This window comes from Taibaiella soli, from assembly GCF_003236175.1.
Taxonomy (GTDB): domain Bacteria; phylum Bacteroidota; class Bacteroidia; order Chitinophagales; family Chitinophagaceae; genus QKTW01.
On sequence record NZ_QKTW01000032.1, the window covers coordinates 20,441 to 29,083 of the forward strand.

Here is an 8,643-nt window from a genome sequence, read left to right on the forward strand (position 1 = left end):
ACTTTGAACTAAGTTTTTAGTTTATGAAAAAACTCACTAAAGCTGAGGAGCAAATTATGATGGTGTTGTGGGGTATGGATGGCGGTCTGCTGATGGAAATCGTAGAACGCATGCCGGAACCGCAGCCACATAAAAATACAGTTGCCACTATTCTGAAGATTCTGGTGGAAAAAGATTTCGTAAAGATTGAACCTGTAGGAAGATTTCATCGCTACTATGCGAATGTTTCAAAGGATGCTTATTCTGGCGGTACGCTTAATAATGTTGTTGCCGATTATTTCGGGGGCTCGTTCAGTGATGCGGTTTCATTTCTGGTAGAGAAGAAAAAATTATCGGTAAAGGATCTGGAATTATTGCTGAAGCAGATTAAAAAGGAGGGAAAATGATACCGTCTCTGTGTTTATGGTTGCTAAAAAGCACGGTCTGCTCGGGAATATTTTTCGGCTACTATTGGCTCGCGTTGCGTCATCAGCGAATGCACCAGTTCAATCGTTTCTATTTGCTCGCGGCGACTTTGCTGAGTTTTATCATTCCATTGTCCAGTTTTCATTTGTTTACAGTTGCGCCCGAAAACGTCGCGCATATTCCGCTGCTGCAAATAATAAATGATAACGGGAGAGAAGAAATAGCTGCCGCTGTGGTACGCTCAGGAACGGACTGGCAGGATGCGGCAACGTTTCTATATTTTGCGGTAGCTGCAGCTATGTTAATCCACTTTTGGGCAAAGATCTTTTCATTGTACCGATTGAAAGCAAATGAGTCTAAACAGAAGCGTGATGGTTACTGGCTGATCGAATCGGGACATCCGGATGCGCCATTTTCTTTTGTGAATTTATTGTTCTGGCCAAAACATCTGACGTTTAAATCTGCCGAAAGCAATACGATGCTGCAGCATGAAATGGCACACATAAAACAACGTCATTCACTCGATAAAGTATTACTCCATCTTGTGGTGGTCGCGTGCTGGGGCAATCCTTTCTTTTGGCTGATCCGCAGAGAATTGTCACTACAACATGAATATCTTGCAGATCAGGCTGCCATCAATGACAACGACACGGAGGCATTTGCAAGAATGTTACTCTGCGCGACTTACGGTATTTCGGGCAATACCATAGCTAATGCTTTCTTCCAATCATCCATAAAAAAACGACTAACTATGCTCACACGTAACAGCACAATGTCTAAAATCCGTTTTCGCGGTTTCCTGGCGATCCCTGTCCTCGCCATATCTCTTGGTATTTTTTCATTTAGCAATACGGAAAATGTTGTCCGCGCCCGTAAAACCGTTCATGTAATACTAGACGCCGCACATGGCGGTAAAGACCTGGGTGGCAGCAATGCTTCCGGCGACCTTGAAAAGGATTTAACCTTAAGGATTTCGAAAGAACTGATGACATTGGGCGAAGCATACAATATCCATTTCACCCTGACGAGAACCGGCGATAATACGAAGTCACTCGAAGATCGTCTGGCAATGAGTAACGGCAGTAACGCCGATCTGTTTGTTTCTGTACACGTCAATAAAGATGCGAAAGATGATATGCGCGGCAACGATTTTGAACTCGGGGTAAATGCCCAGGGTCTTGATACAAAACAAAACCAGTTGCTCGCGTCAGCTGTAGGCGATCGTTTGAAAGCACAGCATATCACTACCAAAGTTGTAAACAGACATAATGTTTACGTGATCCGTGAAAATAAACACACAGCCTTGCTGCTCGCTTGCGGCAATATCGATGATCAGGCGAATATGGCAATGCTGAAAGATGATAAAAGACTGGAATCTTTTTGCAGAAGTGTTTTGAGCGGTATCGTTGACTATGAGAATGCCGCAGCCAAATAGCAGGTTAAATTCATTGGATAAATAGCAAAGGAGGTCAGTATTCGCTGATCTCCTTTTTCTGTTGGGATTAAACGGTTACAATGGAGCTGTCGATTGTCCATCAGTATTTCTATTTTTGAAACCATGAATGGCTTAAGCATAAAACATATCATTGGAGACAGTAAAAGGCCGACTATTATTTTTCTGCATGATTCATTAGGTTGTATTACACTCTGGCGAGACTTTCCAACACAGCTTGGCACATTGACCAATTGTAATGTGCTGGTCTATGACCGGAAGGGTTATGGTGAATCGGCACCGTTCACCGATGTTCCCCGTGATAATAATTACCTCGAAAAAGAAGCAGATGTTTTAAATCTCCTGATCGAAAAATTGCAGATTACAGATGCAATTTTGTTTGGTCACAGTGATGGTGGGTCTATTGCGTTGATTGCAGCTGGCAAATATCCGGAACATATTAAAGCTGTAATTACAGAGGGAGCACATGTTTTTGTGGAAGACGTTACGCTCCGTGGCATCCGCGAAGCCGTGACTGCATATGAAACAACCAATCTCAAGGAAAAATTACAGAAATACCACGGTGATAAAACCGAAGCCGTATTTCAGGCATGGGCAGGAACCTGGCTCACAGATACATTTCGCTTGTGGAATATCGAACACTTTCTGCCGCAGATAAAATGCCCGGTTTTGGTTATACAGGGAGCGCAGGATGAATATGGTACATTGGCTCAAGTAACCAGTATCGTTCATCAGGCAGGCGGAATTGCGGAATCATTTATCGTTCCCGGTATTGGCCACACGCCGCACAAAGAAGCCAAAGAACAAGTTTTAATGCAAGTGGCTGATTTTGTGAAGTATATTAATAACTTACATGAATTTTTCGCCCTTTGCTTTATTAGTAGATAGTATCCGTTTTTCGTTTAAAAATGTCTTTTTGGACTAAAAGTCTGTCTTTATGGGATAATTCATCCGCAGCTGGAGAGAGAACTTTGCTCTAAACAAATCATGAAATGGAAAATAGAGCATTGGAAATTATCCCCGATACGATCGTAACGATGGCCGCGCAGAAGCTGAATGAAGTAAAAGCCTTGTTGGCGCCTTATTTGCAGACACTTACTGCCGGTGAGCGTAAGAAATTGCTTAAAATGAGTAATCAAAGCTTTGGCTTTGTTACAAAAGCGGTGCAATACTGTCAGCAGAATCCTCAATTTATACCTGGCTATATCGAATTTGATAAATTAAATAATGATTACGGTGTGATGGCTGCCATCCGTCCGTTATTCGAAACATGCACGCAATTGCAGAGCGATCTGGATGATACGGCGATGCGTGCCGGAAGCGATGCTTTTTCTCAGTGCCTGCTATACTACTACAACGTAGAGATGGCTGCTGGAAAAGGGGAGCAGGTAGCGACACCGATTATGGAAGATTTAACGGAGCGGTTTTTTGGTGTTATCTAAACATCGCTGAAAATATATCTAGAAGAAGGAGCAATTTTTTTTTGATCCACACACGTTAGAGTACGGCTCGTCTTTTCAGGCGGGCCTTTTTTTGAAGGTGTAACGTCGTAACCTGACTTATCTTTTCTGGAAATATTAGTTTAGAGGGAACATTGTTGGTGCTTTTATCTTTGTTTTGTTCTTATGCTTAGCTGCAAAATGAAATTCATCAAATGCTCAAATCAGGTAATGCTTTTCGTTTTGTGTCTTCTATTGGCAGCGGGCTGTAACGTTGTGGGAAAAAGGAAGGTACTTTACACTGTATATTATCCGGGCTATATTCTTGGATCGTATCGTTTGGAGGCAAAGGATTGGACAACAGATGTTCAAAAAGGAAATTATCATTTTAGTGGCACAATCGTAAGAGCGGGGACAGATAAAATACTCGACTCTATAGTAATAGCTGTAGTAAAAGGTGGACGTTTGTTGCCTATTGGATATACAGATTCGAATGGAAAGTTTGACATAAGAGGAAAAAGAAATGAGACTATCAGATTTTCAAGAAAGAACTATCAACCAGTATTTATTTTGTTATCGCCCTCTTTGAAAAAGAAAAGACCACCAAGATCAACCTGGTATGACTTCTGATAGAGGTTTCACACTTGCAGATTACTTTACTCTTCGCAATGACGAGAGAATAACGATACATTTTGCTGCCGTAGTCGCCTTGAGACATACTAAAACCCACGCAGGGAAAACGTCCTTTTAAGGTTTGGATGCAAAATAATTCTTCAGATAATTCAACAGATCATCACCTTCCCAGCTTTCTGTATATTTCTCACCATTGATGAAAAAAGTTGGGGTAGCGTTGACCCCACTGCGCATGCCGCTATAGAAATGATTTTCCACTTTTTCTGCAAGGTCCTCACGATTCAAATCCTGGTCAAATTGATCTATGTTCAGACCGAGTGACTGTGCATATTCTTTGAGCGCTGTATGGTGTAGTCTTTTCTGATTTTCGAAAACCAGATCATGCATTTCCCAGTATTTTCCCTGAAGGTCTGCCGCTTCTGTAGCTAATGCAGCCATTTTTGCCTGTGGATGGATTTTAGTGAGTGGAAAATTGCGAAAAACCAGTCTTACTTTGTCACCAAGCTGCTCCTGTATTTTCTTTACAATGGGATAAGCCCTTCCACAATGTGGACACTGGTAATCGCCATATTCAAGTAATTCGATTGGCGCGTCCGGGCTGCCTTGTATATGGTCTTTTTCAGAAACTGGTGGTGTCAGTGGCATGGGAGCTGTTTTATTAAAGGGGAAATTAAGGTACGATAAATTTTTGGCTCCGAATTCCCGGAGCATAGAAGTTCTGATTGCTGCATTTCACTGCAATTATTAAAGCTCACTATTAAGCAGTAGGCTCAATGACGGGTACTGTCGTTAATAGCACTAGTTCTTATAGTCATCAAAATATGCCCAATAGTATTGCTGGCGATGAAACGTGCGACGCAACTCAGTTTAACCGGAGAAATGAACCTCAGTTGCAAAAAACAAAAGAGAGGTCACTAAGGACCTCTCTTTATATGATTTTGACAAACGGCTAGTTCTTACAGATTACCGCGTTTTGCCTGTTCGCGTTCAATTGATTCAAACAACGCTTTAAAGTTACCAGCGCCGAAGCTCTGTGCACCATGACGTTCGATGATTTCGAAGAACAATGTTGGACGATCTTCTACTGGTTTAGTAAAGATCTGCAGCAGATAACCTTCTTCATCGCGGTCAACGAGGATACCAAGGCCTTGCAGTTTCTTGATGTCTTCATCGATTGTACCGACACGTTCAGGAAGCATTTCGTAGTAAGCTTCTGGCGGAGCGCTCAGGAATTCAACACCACGGGCTTTCAGTTCAGTAACTGTTTTTACGATGTCTTTAGTAGCAACAGCGATATGCTGTACACCTTCACCTTCGTAGAAATCCAGGTACTCTTCGATCTGAGATTTTTTCTTTCCTTCAGCTGGTTCGTTGATGGGGAATTTAGAATAACCATTACCGTTCGACATTACTTTACTCATCAGCGCAGAATATTCTGTGTTGATTTGTTTATCGTCGAATGAAAGAATGTTTACGAAACCCATTACTTCTTCATACCATTTTACAGTAGGAAGCATGCGGTTCCAACCCACGTTACCTACGCAATGGTCTACAAACAGCAGGCCGGCATCAGTTGGATTGTAATCGCTTTTCCATTCTTCATATCCTGGCAGGAAAGCGCCTTTGTAATTAGTACGTTCTACAAACATGTGAACTGTTTCACCGTAAGTATAGATACCGGACATTTTCACTTCACCATATTCATCAGTCATTGTAACTGGTTCCAGGTAAGGTTTGCCGCCACGTTTAGTTGTTTCTTCAAATGCGCTGTATGCATCGTTAACCCACAACGCAAGGATTTTTACACCGTCGCCGTGTTTTTTCACGTGCTCAGAAATCGGACTGTCAGATTTCAGTGCTGTTGTAAGTACCAGACGGATTTTACCTTGTTGCAGTACATAAGAAGCGCGGTCACGCACACCTGTTTCCGGACCAGCATAAGCCACAGACTGGAAGCCGAAAGCGGTTTTGTAATAGTGCGCAGCTTGTTTCGCGTTACCTACATAAAATTCGATATAATCAGTTCCGTTGATCGGAAGAAAATCTGGAGCCTTAGCAATTTTTTCAGCAAAAGTTTGAGTTGCCATGTTTTTGTTTTCGTTTAAAATGTTTGATAAATGAAGTTGTCAGCATTCGACTAATAAATAGCCTGATGCATATGACTCCACGCCGCCATCGCCATGGTGCGCAGCAATTTCCTTACTCTTACATTTCCCGAATTAAGAAACTCTGTTTCCATTAATTAATGAATAGATATAAATACCGTGATTTCTTTCAAAACAAAGTCCTACTCAGACCAACTCATAATATAGTTACCATCTTCAATGCCCAGTGCAGCATCAGTCAGTTTCAGCGGATGGAACGTATCAACCATCACCGCCAGTTCCTGTGTTTCTTTCTTGCCAATGCTTTTCTCTACAGCGCCCGGATGTGGTCCGTGCGGAATACCTGCAGGGTGTAAAGTAATCATACCGCGCGTTACATTTTTACGGCTCATGAAGTCGCCATCTACGTAGTACAATACTTCATCAGAATCGATGTTGCTGTGGTTGTACGGTGCTGGAATAGCGTCCGGATGATAATCGTACAAACGTGGCACAAATGAACAGATCACGAAATTGTGCGCATCGAATGTCTGGTGCACTGGTGGTGGCTGATGCACGCGACCGGTAATTGGTTCGAAGTCGTGAATGCTCAGTGCATATGGATATTCTGTACCGTCCCAACCAACGACATCAAACGGATGGTTGGCATACCAGAACGGGTAGAGCAGTCCTTTTTTCTTTACATTGATCAGGAATTCTCCTTTTACATCGAATGTTTCCAGATCCTGTGGCTTGCGGATATCACGCTCGCAGAACGGCGCGTGTTCCAGCAATTGACCGTACTTGCTCAGATATCTTTTAGGGAAATTAACAGCGGAGAATGATTCTACAATAAACAAACGGTTGTTTTCTGTATCGAAATCGATCTGATAAATAGTACCGCGTGGAATCACCAGGTAATCGCCATAGCTGAATGGCAACTTACCATACTGTGTTTTCAGCGTACCAGTACCTTCGTGAATGAAGATTACTTCATCAGCATCGGCATTTTTAAAGAAAACATCTGATTTGAAGCTCTGCTGCGGTGCCGCCAGTGTGATCTGTACATCGTTGTTGAACAGAACGATCTTACGGCTTTTCAGATAATCAGCTTCCGGCTTTACGTTAAAACCCTGAAAGCTTCTATGTTTTAAGATATTATCCGTTGCCGGTTTTGGCGATACATCTGTTGGTTCTTCATAACGGATGATCTGCGTTGGCGGATATGTATGGTATAATAATGAATAGTTGGAAGAAAAACCTTCAGTACTGAACAGCTGCTCTGCGTACAAGCCGCCATCCGGTTTGCGGAACTGCGTGTGACGCTTGTGCGGAATATTTCCGAGCGAATAATAATGTGGCATTTTCGGCTTATTTGTCCAAATTTACACAGAATGCCAAGCTTTACAAAGCTATTAAGTTAAAGCTGATATAAATCATGGTTTTAGCGCCAACAAACAGTCATCCCGATGACGAGGAACGAGGAAGTGGAGATCTGATTCGGCGTAGGCGAATTGCTGGCGCTTGACAGGTTTCCCGCATCCTTACACTTCGTTCAGGACGACACGCATAAGAGGCGAAGGGACAAAGCTCTTATTACAAATTAAGAAGTCTCACGGCGGCGCAAAGGTGCGTTTGTCATGCTGAGCGGAGACGAAGCATTGTGCATAGGCTTATATAAAAACACAGTCATCCCGATGACGACGAAGGAGGAAGTGGGGATCTGATTTCGCGCTGGGGAACGACTCGCGTTTGTTTATCATCCCACCCGGGGAGGAATCCCACGCTATGAGTACCTACATATCGCGGGACATCTCCTGCGTCGATATGACATTGCGATTATACAACCTTATTGACCATTCACCCTACAGCAACGACAGCCCCATCTGAATCAAACCAATCATAAAGCCCAGCACGGCGCCGATAAGTTCCACAAAGCGGAATTCCTTTGTCATAATGCTCAGGAGCAGGTTTTCCAGTTTATCCGTAGAGAATTGTTCCACCTTTTCCGATACCATTTTCTGAATATCGATTTTATGTTCCAGGTTTTCCGCGTACTGACCAATCACTTCCGGCAGCATCAGGTCAATCTCTTCAACCAAACCTTCTTTGATCTTCGCAATAGTACTTTCACCGGCAAACATGGCAATCATCGGCATTTTCTCCTTCAGGCGGACGTTCAGGAAGGTGTCAATATGCTTTTCGATGCCGGGTTTTAATGCCGCTAATTGATCAGGATCAGTGATATGCGCTGCAATTTCCTTAAAATGAAGGAGTTCGCTAGCCACAATGAAGCCCAATTGTGCCGCAAATTGTTTCTTTCTCTTCGGGAAAACACCCTGAATTGTAATACCGAGAAAACGCTTTGGTTCTTTCGGGTGAAACAACATATATATAGCAATCCACGTAGTGAACCAGCCTGTAAATGCAGCAATAAGCGGCTGCAGGAAAAACATAATCGAATGCATCGCCACGAAGATAAATTCGCAAAGTCAAAAGTCAAAAGTTAAAACCAGAAAGCAATTGTTGCCATGAGCGGAGACGAAGGGCAAAAGGGAATGTTATCTCGCGGCGGCACAAAGGCCTGCAATCGCCGAATTATATAATAATACGGTCCTTTAGATTTGCC

Annotated in this window: 8 protein-coding genes; 4 read left to right on the forward strand and 4 right to left on the reverse strand. The window is 42.9% G+C overall.

Features of this window, described 5'->3' with window-relative positions:
- Nucleotides 1-23: 23 nt before the first annotated feature.
- The 4 genes from DN068_RS21845 to DN068_RS21860 all read left to right on the forward strand — a co-directional run bounded on the left by DN068_RS21845 (nt 24) and on the right by DN068_RS21860 (nt 3,300).
- Nucleotides 24-386, forward strand: a complete 363-nt coding sequence (locus tag DN068_RS21845; RefSeq protein ID WP_111001086.1) for a BlaI/MecI/CopY family transcriptional regulator — start codon at nt 24-26, stop codon at nt 384-386.
- Nucleotides 383-1,840, forward strand: coding sequence for a M56/M15 family metallopeptidase (locus tag DN068_RS21850; protein WP_111001087.1), 1,458 nt, complete (start codon nt 383-385; stop codon nt 1,838-1,840). The genes DN068_RS21845 and DN068_RS21850 overlap by 4 nt, the downstream gene beginning before the upstream one ends.
- Nucleotides 1,841-1,963: 123 nt before the next feature.
- The gene (locus DN068_RS21855) at nt 1,964-2,746 is read left to right on the forward strand and encodes an alpha/beta fold hydrolase (protein WP_111001088.1); all 783 of its coding nucleotides are present in this window, start codon (nt 1,964-1,966) and stop codon (nt 2,744-2,746) included.
- A 104-nt stretch (nt 2,747-2,850) separates the two neighbouring features.
- A complete protein-coding gene (locus DN068_RS21860; protein WP_111001089.1) occupies nt 2,851-3,300 on the forward strand; it encodes a hypothetical protein in 450 nt (149 codons plus the stop codon).
- A 744-nt stretch (nt 3,301-4,044) separates the two neighbouring features.
- Here the strand turns inward: DN068_RS21860 and DN068_RS21870 are convergent.
- The 4 genes from DN068_RS21870 to DN068_RS21885 all read right to left on the reverse strand — a co-directional run bounded on the left by DN068_RS21870 (nt 4,045) and on the right by DN068_RS21885 (nt 8,482).
- On the reverse strand, nt 4,045-4,575 hold the full coding sequence (locus DN068_RS21870) for a DsbA family protein (protein ID WP_111001091.1): 531 nt from the start codon (nt 4,573-4,575) through the stop codon (nt 4,045-4,047).
- A 311-nt stretch (nt 4,576-4,886) separates the two neighbouring features.
- A complete protein-coding gene (hppD, locus tag DN068_RS21875; protein ID WP_111001092.1) occupies nt 4,887-6,017 on the reverse strand; it encodes a 4-hydroxyphenylpyruvate dioxygenase in 1,131 nt (376 codons plus the stop codon).
- 200 nt (nt 6,018-6,217) lie between these two features.
- Nucleotides 6,218-7,378 (reverse strand): homogentisate 1,2-dioxygenase, encoded by a 1,161-nt coding sequence (locus DN068_RS21880; protein ID WP_111001093.1) that lies wholly within the window; start codon nt 7,376-7,378, stop codon nt 6,218-6,220.
- 501 nt (nt 7,379-7,879) lie between these two features.
- Nucleotides 7,880-8,482: a DUF445 domain-containing protein gene (locus DN068_RS21885; protein ID WP_243630376.1), complete on the reverse strand. Its 603-nt coding sequence runs from the start codon at nt 8,480-8,482 to the stop codon at nt 7,880-7,882.
- Nucleotides 8,483-8,643: the final 161 nt, after the last annotated feature.